The following is a 12,188-nucleotide window of genomic DNA, read 5'->3' as shown; positions in this document are numbered from 1 at the left end:
GTGTGCTTCCGGGGCGGCCCCCGGATCTCCAGCGCAGTCGCCGGCCGGTGCCCACCAGGCACCGGCCGACGGCGGACCCAGCAGAACGACCACTGCACGAAGGGGAAGCCATGACAGCGACGACCGATGGAAGCACCGGAGCGGTTCCGCCCCGCGCTGCCTCGGCCAGCGGAACAACTGGACAAGCCGGAACAACCGAATCGACGCCCGCGGCGGCCGGGACGCGTGAAGCCGCCACCCGCGCCCTCGAACGCGCCACTGACTTCCTTCTCGTCCGCCAGGACGCCCAGGGCTGGTGGAAGGGCGACCTCGAGACCAACGTCACGATGGACGCCGAAGACCTGCTGCTGAGGCAGTTCCTGGGCATCCGGGACGAGGCGACCACCAAAGCCGCCGCCCTCTTCGTCCGCGGCGAGCAGCGCGACGACGGCACCTGGGCCACGTTCTACGGCGGGCCCGGCGAGCTCTCCACCACCATCGAGGCGTATGTCGCGCTGCGCCTTGCCGGGGACAGCCCCGACGACCCGCACATGGCCAAGGCCGCGGAATGGATCCGCGAGCAGGGCGGCATCGCCGCAAGCCGGGTCTTCACCCGCATCTGGCTCGCCCTCTTCGGCTGGTGGAAGTGGGACGACCTGCCCGAACTCCCGCCCGAGCTCATCTACTTCCCGAAGTGGTTCCCGCTCAACATCTACGACTTCGGCTGCTGGGCCCGGCAGACCATCGTGCCGCTGACCATCGTCTCCGCGAAGCGGCCGGTGCGTCCCGCGCCCTTCCCGCTCGACGAGCTGCACAGCGATCCGCGCAACCCCAGTCCACCCCGGCGCCTCGCGCCCGTGGCCAGCTGGGACGGCGTCTTCGAGCGCCTGGACAAGGCCTTGCACGCGTATCACAAGGTCGCGCCGCGCCGCCTGCGCAGGGCGGCGATGAACTCCGCGGCCCGCTGGATCATCGAGCGCCAGGAGAACGACGGCTGCTGGGGAGGCATCCAGCCGCCCGCCGTGTACTCGCTGATCGCGCTGCATCTGCTCGGCTACGACCTCGAGCACCCGGTGATGCGCGCGGGCCTCGAGTCGCTCGACCGGTACGCCGTATGGCGGAAGGACGGGGCCCGGATGATCGAGGCGTGCCAGTCGCCCGTATGGGACACGTGCCTCGCGACCATCGCGCTCGCCGACGCGGGCCTGCCCGCCGACCACCCGCAGCTCGTCAAGGCCGCCGACTGGATGCTGGGCGAGCAGATCGTCCGTCCGGGTGACTGGTCGGTCCGCAGGCCGCACCTCACCCCGGGCGGATGGGCGTTCGAGTTCCACAACGACAACTACCCGGACATCGACGACACCGCCGAGGTCGTCCTCGCCCTCCGGCGCGTCAAGCACCCGGACCCCGACCGCGTCGAGCGCGCCATCGACCGGGGTGTGCACTGGAACCTCGGCATGCAGTCGAAGAACGGCGCCTGGGGCGCCTTCGACGTCGACAACGACAGCAGCTTCCCGAACCGGCTGCCGTTCTGCGACTTCGGTGAGGTCATCGACCCGCCGTCCGCCGACGTCACCGCGCACGTCGTGGAGATGCTGGCGGCCGACGGGAAGGCCCACCACCCGGCCACGCGCCGCGGCATCGAGTGGCTGCTCGCGGAGCAGGAGGCGAACGGCTCCTGGTTCGGCCGCTGGGGCGTCAACTACGTGTACGGCACCGGATCGGTGGTGCCCGCGCTGACGGCCGCCGGACTGCCCGGCTCGCACCCCGCGATCCGCCGCGCCGTCGCCTGGCTGGAGTCCGTCCAGAACGACGACGGCGGCTGGGGCGAGGACCTGCGCTCGTACCGCGACGTGGCGGGGTGGAGCGGCCGGGGCGCCTCCACCGCCTCGCAGACCGCCTGGGCGCTGCTCGCGCTGCTCGCGGCCGGCGAACAGGAGTCCAAGGCTGTGGAGCGCGGCATCGCCTGGCTCGCCGAGACGCAAGGAGGGGACGGCTCCTGGGACGAGCCGTACTTCACCGGCACCGGATTCCCCTGGGACTTCTCCATCAACTACCACCTCTACCGGCAGGTCTTCCCGCTCACCGCGCTCGGCCGGTACGTCTACGGGGAACCGTCCTTCGGCAAGGCGAGCTGATGGCAGGGACCCCGGCCTCCCAGGAGGGGCCGCCCCTGCTGGTCGCCTGCGCGCTCGGCATCGAGCGCTTCGCCCTGCGCACCGGTGAGCGTGCGGGCGCAGCGGGACCGGTGACCGTCCTGCGTACGGGCATGGGCCCAAAGGCCGCAGAACGCGCCGTCACGCGTGCTCTCGCCGACGAGGCGCTGCGCGAAGCGGCCGTCATGGCCACCGGCTTCTGCGCCGGGCTCGCACCGGGCATGCACCCCGGCGATCTGGTGGTCGCCGAGGAGACCCGCGACCCGGACGGCACTACGCCGTGCGCGGGCACGGAACTGCTCGTACGGGAGCTGGTCCGGGCCGTTCCCGGGCGGACGGTCCACACCGGGCCGCTCACCGGCTCCGACCACGTCGTCCGAGGTCACGAGCGTTCCGAGCTGCTGGCCAAGGGCGCGATCGCGGTGGACATGGAATCAGCGGCGACGCTCCGCTCGGCCGTTCGGGTGGGTCCGCGCCCGGTTGCGGCCGTCCGGGTGGTCGTGGACGCTCCAGAGCATGAGCTCGTCCGAATCGGCACGGTCCGAGGTGGAATATCAGCTTTCCATGTTCTTCGTTCCGTGCTGCCTGTGTTCTTTGAATGGCACCGTAATTCGCTGCTCCCCAGGAGGTGAGCAAGATGGCCATGCCGCTCCGTCAGACCATCAAGGTCGCTACGTATCTGTTTGAGCAGAAGCTGCGCAGGCGGGACAAGTTCGCGCTGCTCGTCGAACTGGAACCGCTCTTCGCGTGCAACCTCAAATGCGAGGGCTGCGGCAAGATCCAGCACCCGGCGGGAGTGCTCAAGCAGCGCATGCCGGTGGCCCAGGCCGTGGGCGCCGTACTCGAGTCCGGTGCGCCGATGGTGTCGATCGCCGGCGGCGAGCCGCTGATGCATCCGCAGATCGACGAGATCGTACGGCAGTTGGTGGCGAAGAAGAAGTTCGTCTTCCTGTGCACCAACGCGCTGCTGATGCGCAAGAAGATGGACAAGTTCAAGCCGTCGCCGTACTTCGCGTGGGCCGTGCACGTCGACGGCCTCCGGGAGCGGCATGACGAGTCGGTCGCCAAGGAAGGCGTCTTCGACGAGGCGGTGGAGGCCATCAAGGAGGCCAAGCGGCGGGGCTTCCGGGTCACCACCAACTCGACGTTCTTCAACACCGACACCCCGCAGACCGTCATCGACGTGCTCAACTTCCTCAACGACGACCTCAAGGTCGACGAGATGATGCTCTCGCCCGCCTACGCCTACGAGAAGGCCCCCGACCAGGAGCACTTCCTGGGCGTCCAGCAGACCCGCGAGCTGTTCAAGAAGGCCTTCGCAGGCGGCAACCGAAGGCGCTGGCGCCTCAACCAGAGCCCGCTCTTCCTGGACTTCCTGGAAGGCAAGGTCGACTTCCCGTGCACCGCCTGGGCCATCCCGAGCTATTCCCTCTTCGGCTGGCAGAAGCCCTGCTATCTGATGAGCGACGGGTACGTCCCGACGTACCGGCAGCTCCTGGAGGAGACCGACTGGGATGCGTACGGCCGAGGCAAGGACCCGCGGTGCGCCAATTGCATGGCGCACTGCGGCTACGAGCCCACCGCCGTCATGGCCACCATGGGCTCGCTCAAGGAGTCTCTGCGGGCGGCCCGCGAGACCCTGGGCAACGGAAAGCCGCAGGTGACGCCATGACGACTGTGGAGCCTGTCTCACTGGGGATTCCGGAACTGCCGGCCCGGCCGATCGCCGAGCGTCGTGTCTCGCGGCAGATCCAGGTCGGGCCCGTGGCCGTGGGCGGGGGCGCGCCGGTGTCGGTGCAGTCGATGACGACGACGCGGACCTCGGACATCGGTGCGACGCTGCAGCAGATCGCGGAGCTGACGGCTTCGGGGTGCCAGATCGTGCGTGTGGCGTGTCCGACGCAGGACGACGCGGACGCGCTGGCGACCATCGCGCGCAAGTCGCAGATCCCGGTGATCGCGGACATCCACTTCCAGCCGAAGTACGTCTTCGCGGCGATCGAGGCGGGTTGTGCGGCGGTGCGGGTGAACCCGGGCAACATCAAGCAGTTCGACGACAAGGTCAGGGAGATCGCGAAGGCGGCTAAGGATCACGGCACGCCGATCCGTATCGGTGTGAACGCGGGTTCCCTGGACCGGCGGCTGCTGCAGAAATACGGCAAGGCGACGCCTGAGGCCCTCGTCGAGTCCGCCCTGTGGGAGGCGTCCCTCTTCGAGGAGCACGACTTCCGGGACATCAAGATCTCCGTCAAGCACAACGACCCGGTCGTGATGATCGAGGCGTACCGGCAGCTGGCCGCCCAGTGCGACTATCCGCTGCATCTGGGTGTGACGGAGGCCGGTCCGGCGTTCCAGGGCACGATCAAGTCTGCTGTCGCCTTCGGTGCGCTGCTGTCCCAGGGGATCGGGGACACCATCCGCGTCTCGCTGAGCGCGCCTCCCGTGGAGGAGGTCAAGGTCGGCATCCAGATCCTGGAGTCGCTGAACCTGCGCCAGCGGGGTCTGGAGATCGTGTCGTGTCCGTCGTGCGGGCGTGCGCAGGTGGATGTGTACAAGCTGGCCGAGGAGGTCACGGCAGGTCTGACGGGTATGGAGGTGCCGCTGCGCGTGGCCGTCATGGGGTGCGTCGTGAACGGTCCCGGTGAGGCCCGCGAGGCGGATCTCGGCGTCGCCTCGGGCAATGGCAAGGGGCAGATCTTCGTGAAGGGCGAGGTGATCAAGACGGTGCCCGAGTCGAAGATCGTGGAGACCCTCATCGAGGAGGCCATGAGGCTCGCCGAGCAGATGGAGGACGACGGGGTCGCCTCCGGTGCCCCGACGGTCACCACGCCGGGAGCGTCCGGCGTCGTCGTGAGCTGAGTACCACTTGTCAGCGAGTGAGCCGAAGGAGCGCGATGGTGTCGAGAAGGCGACCGCGCGGAGGCCCGACGAAGGAGGGCTGAGCACGGTCGCCTTCTCGACACCGGCTTTGCGCTCCGGAGGCGAACCGAGCTTCAAAAAGAGGGGAGGCCGGAGCGTGACGATTCTGGAGACGGTTCGGGGGCCGCGTGATCTGAAGGCGCTGTCCGAGGAGGAACTCGAGGTACTCGCCGAGGAGATCCGCGAGTTCCTGGTGCATGCGGTCGCCCGGACCGGTGGTCACCTCGGGCCCAATCTCGGGGTGGTGGAACTGACCATCGCCCTGCATCGGGTCTTCGAGTCGCCCGCTGACCGCATCCTGTGGGACACCGGTCATCAGAGTTACGTACACAAGCTGCTGACGGGGCGTCAGGACTTCTCGAAGCTGCGCGGCAAGGGCGGTCTGTCCGGTTATCCGTCGCGCGAGGAGTCCGAGCACGACGTCATCGAGAACAGCCACGCCTCCACCGCCCTGGGCTGGGCGGACGGCCTGGCGAAGGCACGCCAGGTGCTGGGGGAGCAGGGCCATGTCGTGGCCGTCATCGGGGACGGCGCGCTCACCGGCGGCATGGCATGGGAGGCGCTCAACAACATCGCGGCCGCCAAGGACAGGCCGCTGATCATCGTCGTCAACGACAACGAACGCTCGTACGCTCCGACGATAGGCGGCCTCGCGAACCACCTGGCGACGCTGCGCACCACCGACGGCTACGAGCAGGTCCTCGCCTGGGGAAAGGACGTACTGCAGCGCACCCCCGTCATCGGGCGGGCGCTGTACGAGTCGCTGCACGGCGCCAAGAAGGGGTTCAAGGACGCCTTCGCGCCGCAGGGCATGTTCGAGGACCTGGGCCTGAAGTACGTCGGGCCGATCGACGGGCACGACACGCGTGCCGTCGAGTCGGCGCTGCGCCGCGCGAAGCGCTTCCACGGGCCGGTGCTCGTGCACTGCCTCACGGAGAAGGGGCGCGGCTACGAGCCCGCGCTGGCGGACGACGCCGACCGCTTCCACACGGTCGGGGTCATGGACCCGCTGACCTGCGAACCGCTCACCCCCTCCAACGGGCCTTCGTGGACCTCGGTGTTCGGGGACGAGATCGCCCGTATCGGAGCCGAGCGTGAGGACGTCGTGGCGATCACGGCGGCCATGCTGCACCCGGTGGGCCTGACCGAGTTCGCCGAGCGGTTCCCCGAGCGGGTGTGGGACGTCGGGATCGCCGAGCAGCACGCCGCGGTGTCCGCGGCCGGTCTGGCGACGGGCGGGCTGCATCCGGTGGTCGCCGTCTACGCCACGTTCCTCAACCGCGCCTTCGACCAGCTGCTGATGGACGTCGCACTGCACAAGTGCGGTGTGACGTTCGTGCTGGACCGGGCGGGCGTGACCGGGGTCGACGGTGCTTCGCACAACGGCATGTGGGACATGTCGATCCTGCAGGTCGTACCGGGCCTGCGGATCGCGGCGCCGCGCGACGCCGACCAGCTGCGGGCGCAGCTGCGCGAGGCGATCGCCGTAGACGACGCGCCGACGCTGATCCGGTTCCCCAAGGAGTCGGTGGGACCCGCGATTCCGGCGGTCGACCGCTTGGGCGGGCTCGATGTGCTGCACCGGACGGATTCGGCGCAGGGGCCTGCGTACGACGGCCAGGTCCTGTTCGTCGCCGTCGGCGTGATGGCGCCGGTGTGCCTCCAGGCCACCGAGCTGCTCGAGGCGCGCGGCATCCGGTGCACCGTCGTCGACCCGCGCTGGGTCAAGCCCGTCGACCCGGCGCTGCCGCCGCTGGCCGCCGCGCACGATCTGGTGGCGGTCGTCGAGGACAACAGCCGGGCGGCCGGCGTCGGTGCGGCGGTCGCGCTTGCGCTGGGGGATGCCGAAGTCGACGTGCCTGTACGGCGGTTCGGCATCCCGGGGCAGTTCCTGGCGCACGCCAAGCGTGGTGAGGTACTGGCCGACATCGGGCTCACGCCCGTCGAGATCGCCGGACGGATCGGTGCCGCCCTGGCAGCCAAGGAGAAACCGGAATGACCACCTCTGAGCCGAACTCCGAGTCCAAGGAGTTCGAGGAAGGCGCGCACGGCTCCGCGGGAGAAGCCGCCCATGGGCCCGCGCGGGAAGGAGCGCAGCCCGGCGCCCGCAAGGAGTTCGACCTGGGCAGGCTCCTCACGGAGCGCGGCGCCGAGCGCTACGAGCTGCACTCCCGATACCTCAACCACCAGCTGCCGCGCATGCTGCACACCATCGGCTTCGACAAGGTGTACGAGCGGGCCGAGGGCGCGCACTTCTGGGACGAGGAGGGCAACGACTACCTGGACATGCTCGCCGGGTTCGGCGTCATGGGCCTGGGCCGGCACCATCCCGTCGTACGCAAGGCGCTGCACGACGTCCTCGACGCCTCGCTCGCCGATCTGACGCGCTTCGACTGCCAGCCGCTGCCGGGACTGCTCGCCGAGAAGCTGCTGGCCCACAGCCCGCACCTGGACCGGGTGTTCTTCGGCAACAGCGGCACGGAGGCCGTCGAGACCGCGCTGAAGTTCGCCCGGTACGCGACCGGGAAGCCGCGCGTCCTGTACTGCGAGCACGCCTTCCACGGCCTGACCACCGGCTCGCTGTCCGTCAACGGCGAGGCGGGATTCCGCGACGGCTTCGCGCCCCTGCTGCCCGACACCGCGATCCCCCTCGGCGACCTCGACGTACTGGCGAAGGAGCTGAAGAAGGGCGACGTCGCCGCGCTGATCGTCGAGCCGATCCAGGGCAAGGGCGTGCACGAGGCGCCGCCCGGCTACCTCCGCGCCGCCCAGGACCTGCTGCACAAGCACAAGGCGCTGCTTATCGCCGACGAGGTGCAGACCGGTCTCGGCCGTACCGGCGACTTCTACGCGTACCAGCACGAGGAAGGCGTCGAACCGGACCTGGTGTGCGTGGCGAAAGCGCTCTCAGGGGGTTACGTCCCGGTGGGCGCCACGATCGGCAAGGACTGGATCTTCAAGAAGGTCTACTCGTCGATCGACCGCGTGCTGGTCCACTCGGCGAGCTTCGGCTCCAATGCGCAGGCCATGGCGGCCGGGCTCGCGGTGCTCTCCGTCATGGAGGACGAGCAGATCGTCGCGAACGCTCGCGCGACAGGGGAGCTGCTGAAGAGCCGGCTGGCGGCGCTCGTCGACCGCTATGAGCTGCTGAGCGATGTACGGGGCCGCGGGCTGATGATCGGCATCGAGTTCGGCAGGCCGCGTTCGCTGAAACTGCGAAGCCGCTGGACGATGCTGCAGGCCGCGCGCAAGGGTCTCTTCGCGCAGATGGTGGTCGTGCCGCTGCTGCAGCGGCACCGGATCCTCACCCAGGTGTCCGGCGACCACCTCGAAGTGATCAAGCTGATCCCGCCGCTGGTCGTGGGGGAGCGGGACGTGGACCGCTTCGTGGAGGCCTTCACCGCCGTCATGGACGATGCCCACGGTGGTGCCGGGCTGATGTGGGACTTCGGGAAGACGCTGGTGAAGCAGGCGGTGGCGAACCGGTAGCAGGCGCGGGCTCGCCCCGCGAGCTTGCCCGTCGTCCGTTCTCAGTCGAGCAGCCGCGCGCGGAGCCGCTCGCGTACCTCCGGGGTCAGCTGCAGGCCTTCAGCGAGGTAGTTCTCGGTGCTGCCCCAGGTCGACTCGATGGTGTCGAAGGCCGCGCGCAGGTACTCGGCGCGGGCGTCGAAGAGCGGGCTCAGCAGCTCCATGATCTCGGGGGACATGCCCTTCGGAGAGGAGTCCGAGCGGTGCACCTTGTAGCGGCGGTGGGTGGCGTTCGACTCCAGGTAGTCCGCCTCGATGGCGTCGCGTTCGACACCGACCGCCAGCAGTGTCACCGCGATCGACACGCCCGCGCGGTCCTTGCCGGCGGCACAGTGCATCAGCGCGGGCACGCTGTCGTCCGCCAGGGCGTGCAGGACGCGGCTGTGCTCGGCGGTGCGCTGCGTGATGATCGTGCGGTACGAGGCGATCATCCGGTTCGCGGCCTTGCCGTCGGACAGGATGGCGCGCAGCTGGTCGACGCTGCCGTCGCGGACCATCCTCCAGAACTCGGCGCCGTCGGCCGGATCGTTCAGCGGGATGTTCACGTTGCGTACGCCGGGCAGCTCCACGTCGGGGCCCTCGAGCTTCTTGTCCGCGGCATTGCGGAAGTCGAAGATCGTGTGCAGGCCGAGCGAGGCGAGGAAGGTGGCGTCCTCCTCGGTCGCGTGCGCGAGGTGGCCGCTGCGGAACAGTCGTCCCGGCCGGGTCCGGCGGCCGTCCGTGGTGGGCAGGCCCCCGACGTCGCGGAAGTTGCGCACACCGGCCAGCTCGGGCTCTGTCGACGGGACCTGCTGCGTCACGTGGGCTCCTCCCAGTCGGCCACCGGCGCTGCTCGCCGGAGAACGCTCTGTTGACGATACGACATGGGTGCGAGGGCCAATCACGTGCTGTCCTGGTGCTTTTCGGGTCTGTCGCGGCGGTCTGCGGCCCCCAAACACGCGCGTTCGGTCGCCAACGTGGAGGCTTCGGGGCATTGCCCAGAGGGGCCCCGAGCCCTGATGATGTTGGGACCTGAGCGGACCTGAGTGAATGTGTGTGGGGGCTTGATGATCGAGATCGGTGGCGACGGCCGGACGTGGCTCCTTTCGGGGCCCGGCAGCAGCTACGTGCTGCGGCTCACGGACCGCGACGAGCTGCTGCACCTCCACTGGGGGCCGCGGATCACCCTCGGCGATGCCGAGGCGCTCGCCGCAGAGCCTCCCGCCCGGTACTGGCCCTTCGAGTCCTCCCTCGACGGACACGAGGAGTACCCGGTCGAGGGCGGCCCCCGCTTCGTACGCCCCGCGCTGTCCGTGCGCACCGGCGAGGTGCGCGGGACCGAGTGGCGGTACCGGAGCGCGGCCGCGGACGACGACGAGCTGCAGGTGCACTTCTTCGACGAGGTGCACCACCTCCAGGTCACCCTCCGGTACCGCATGCGCGGCGACGTCGTCGAGCGCGACGCCATCCTGATCCACCAGGGCCCGGCCGACGCTCCCGCGCTGGAGGTGCTGCGCGCGGACTCCGCGACCTGGACGCTGCCGGTGCGCGACGGGTGGCGGCTGTCACAGCTGCACGGCCGGTGGGCGGCCGAGTCCCTGCTCGTACGGTCCGAGCTGACCTACGGCGAGAAGATCATCGGCAGCCGCCGCGGTCACACCGGGCATCAGCACCTGCCGTGGGTGGCCCTCGACGCGGACGGCGCGGCGACCGAGGAGAGCGGCGAGGTCTACAGCTGCGCGCTCGCCTGGTCGGGATCCTGGCGGATCGCCGTACAGCAGCTGCCGGACGGCATCGTGCAGATCACGGGCGGGACGGGGCACGACGACTCGGGGCAGGCGCTGCTCGCTCCTGGTGAGACGCTCACCACACCCGTCTTCGCGGGGCTCTGGAGCGACGGCGGCTTCGGCGGGGCAAGCCGGGCATGGCACGCATATCAGCGTGAATACGTCATTCCCGACGCCGATCAGGACCGGCCCGTGCTGTACAACTCCTGGGAGGCCACCAACTTCGGCATCTCCGAGGACCAGCAGCGGGCGCTCGCGCGGCGCGCCGCCGACATGGGCGTCGAGCTGTTCGTCGTCGACGACGGCTGGTTCGGCGCACGGACCAGTGACCGGGCGGGCCTCGGCGACTGGACGCCGAACCCGGACCGGTTCCCGAACGGCCTGAAGCCGCTCGCCGACGACGTGCACGCGCTCGGCATGCAGTTCGGCATCTGGGTCGAGCCGGAGATGGTCAACCCGGACAGCGACCTGTACCGCGCCCACCCGGACTGGGTGCAGCACTTCCCCGGCCGTACGCGAACAGAGATCCGTAACCAGCTCGTGCTCAACCTCGCGCGGGAGGACGTCCAGCAGTACCTGTGGGAGCAGCTGGACACCCTGCTCGGCAGCGCCCCCATCGACTACGTGAAGTGGGACTTCAACCGTTGCTTCACGGACGCCGGCTGGCCGGGGGAGCCGTACCCGCAGAAGCTCTGGAACGCCCATGTGCACGCGCTCTACGGACTGTTGGACCGGCTGCGGGCCGCCCACCCGGGTGTGGCCTTTGAGTCCTGCTCGGGCGGCGGCGGCCGAGTCGACCTCGGCATCATGGCGCGCACCGACCAGGTGTGGACCTCGGACAACACCGACCCGCTGGACCGGCTCGCCATCCAGCACGGCTTCAGTCAGGTCCACCCCGCCCGGGTCATGGCCGCCTGGGTCACCGACAGCCCGAACACGCAGCTCAACGACCGGGTCAGCTCGCTGCGCTTCCGCTTCGTGAGCTCCATGGCCGGCGTGCTCGGCGTCGGCGGCGACCTCACCGAGTGGAGTGACGAGGAGCTCGCCGAGGCCCGCCGGTGGGTGGAGCTCTACAAGGAGATCCGGCCCGTCGTGCAGCGCGGCGACCTCTACCGGCTGCGGCCGCCGGAGGGCGGGCTGAGCGCCGTGCAGTACGTCCTCGGGGACGAGGTCGTCGTCCTGGCGTGGTTGCAGGCCCAGCACTACGGCGAGGCGCAGCCTTCGGTCAGGCTGCGCGGGCTGGACCCCGCTGCGTCGTACGAGTGCGTCGAGACCGGCGCGGTGCACCGGGGTGCGGTGCTGCTGCACCACGGTCTGCGCACCGGGCTGCACGGTGACCTGGATGCGGCAGTTTTCCGCCTGCGTCGCATCTGACCGATTTGTGCGCTATTAGCGATTGAGCCCAACTAGCCCTGAATTAAGGCGGCATGACTGGCATGCCGTGAGCAGGATCATATTGGTGACGGTGGGTGGCGATCTCCCTTTCGTGACTCCCCCGGAAATTCCGGGGCGTTGGCGGGAATGTGGAGATCGTTAATCCACGGAGGGTGACCGGGATTTCCGAAGAAGGATCTAGAACCGGAATCTCCTCGCGAATTCGCCGCTTGTTTCCGCCATTCCGGCTCGCTTACGGTCGCGGTCGATCCGGGTGGACGCCGAATCCTGCCATCGCCCGGAATCCCCACTCACACACGTGTTGGCAGGAGCGGGGGATCCCACAGGTAGTACGCCGGTTCCGGGTCTCCGGACCGGCTTGGGGTGAAGTCGCGCTGAAAAGGCGGCCGGACATCTCCAGTCCGAACCCGACAGCTCACCTCGCAGGCGCCGGAGAGGAATTCGC

8 protein-coding genes and 1 riboswitch are annotated in these 12,188 nt (G+C 69.4%); of the genes, 7 read left to right on the top strand and 1 reads right to left on the bottom strand.

Annotated features, from left to right (window positions below; all coding sequences use genetic code 11):
• Positions 1-110: 110 nt before the first annotated feature.
• From shc to STSP_RS20440, 6 genes are all read left to right on the top strand, one after another.
• Entirely contained in the window at positions 111-2,117 is a 2,007-nt protein-coding gene (gene shc, locus STSP_RS20465; protein WP_067279993.1) for a squalene--hopene cyclase, read from the top strand.
• A complete protein-coding gene (locus STSP_RS20460; RefSeq protein ID WP_067279991.1) occupies positions 2,117-2,767 on the top strand; it encodes a phosphorylase family protein in 651 nt (216 codons plus the stop codon). Before shc ends, STSP_RS20460 begins: the two co-directional genes overlap by 1 nt.
• Positions 2,768-2,772: 5 nt before the next feature.
• Positions 2,773-3,807, top strand: a complete 1,035-nt coding sequence (hpnH, locus tag STSP_RS20455) for an adenosyl-hopene transferase HpnH (RefSeq protein WP_067280176.1) — start codon at positions 2,773-2,775, stop codon at positions 3,805-3,807.
• The gene (gene ispG / locus STSP_RS20450) at positions 3,804-4,994 is read left to right on the top strand and encodes a flavodoxin-dependent (E)-4-hydroxy-3-methylbut-2-enyl-diphosphate synthase (RefSeq protein WP_067279988.1); all 1,191 of its coding nucleotides are present in this window, start codon (positions 3,804-3,806) and stop codon (positions 4,992-4,994) included. Before hpnH ends, ispG begins: the two co-directional genes overlap by 4 nt.
• Positions 4,995-5,151: 157 nt before the next feature.
• Positions 5,152-7,053: a 1-deoxy-D-xylulose-5-phosphate synthase gene (gene dxs / locus STSP_RS20445; RefSeq protein WP_067279985.1), complete on the top strand. Its 1,902-nt coding sequence runs from the start codon at positions 5,152-5,154 to the stop codon at positions 7,051-7,053.
• Entirely contained in the window at positions 7,050-8,543 is a 1,494-nt protein-coding gene (locus tag STSP_RS20440) for an aspartate aminotransferase family protein (RefSeq protein WP_232789728.1), read from the top strand. Before dxs ends, STSP_RS20440 begins: the two co-directional genes overlap by 4 nt.
• Before the next feature lie 41 nt (positions 8,544-8,584).
• On the opposite strand, the gene STSP_RS20435 is transcribed toward STSP_RS20440, so the two are convergent.
• Positions 8,585-9,382: a tyrosine-protein phosphatase gene (locus tag STSP_RS20435; RefSeq protein WP_067279983.1), complete on the bottom strand. Its 798-nt coding sequence runs from the start codon at positions 9,380-9,382 to the stop codon at positions 8,585-8,587.
• A gap of 246 nt (positions 9,383-9,628) precedes the next feature.
• On the opposite strand from STSP_RS20435, the gene STSP_RS20430 reads away from it, so the two are divergent.
• A complete protein-coding gene (locus STSP_RS20430; RefSeq protein WP_067279981.1) occupies positions 9,629-11,722 on the top strand; it encodes an alpha-galactosidase in 2,094 nt (697 codons plus the stop codon).
• A gap of 285 nt (positions 11,723-12,007) precedes the next feature.
• A riboswitch (cyclic di-AMP (ydaO/yuaA leader) is annotated at positions 12,008-12,187 on the top strand.
• The last annotated feature ends 1 nt before the right edge of the window (position 12,188 follow it).

It is taken from the genome of Streptomyces jeddahensis, assembly GCF_001642995.1.
In the GTDB taxonomy this organism is placed as follows: domain Bacteria; phylum Actinomycetota; class Actinomycetes; order Streptomycetales; family Streptomycetaceae; genus Streptomyces; species Streptomyces jeddahensis.
Note: the sequence above shows the minus strand (reverse complement) of the source record. Positions and strands in the feature narration are given on the sequence as shown.